This is a genomic window from Streptomyces xanthophaeus (assembly GCF_000725805.1).
GTDB lineage: Bacteria > Actinomycetota > Actinomycetes > Streptomycetales > Streptomycetaceae > Streptomyces > Streptomyces xanthophaeus.
This window is the reverse complement of the sequence record NZ_JOFT01000149.1, coordinates 1-258: the sequence shown is the minus strand read 5'-3', so window position 1 is coordinate 258 and position 258 is coordinate 1. Positions and strand designations below refer to the sequence as shown.

Genomic DNA, 258 nt, shown 5'->3' with positions numbered 1-258 from the left:
GAGCGGCTGCTGGTGCACGCGGCGGCCGGTGGCGTGGGTATGGCTGCGGTGCAGTTGGCCCGGCACTGGGGCGTCGAGGTCCTGGCGACGGCGAGTGAGTCGAAGTGGGACGCGGTGCGGGGGCTCGGTGTGGAGGACGGCCTGATCGCGTCCTCGCGCGACCTGTCGTTCCGGGAGAAGTTCCTGGAGGCGACCGACGGTGCGGGTGTGGACGTCGTGCTCAACGCCCTGGCGGGCGGGTTCATCGACGCCTCGCTG

The 258-nt window shown here is 72.1% G+C and carries 1 protein-coding gene; it reads left to right on the top strand.

Annotation, left to right across the window (positions count from 1 at the left end; all coding sequences use genetic code 11):
* Positions 1 to 258, top strand: a 258-nt coding sequence (locus IO30_RS41145) for a zinc-binding dehydrogenase (RefSeq protein WP_037895574.1), incomplete at both ends; no start/stop codon positions are given.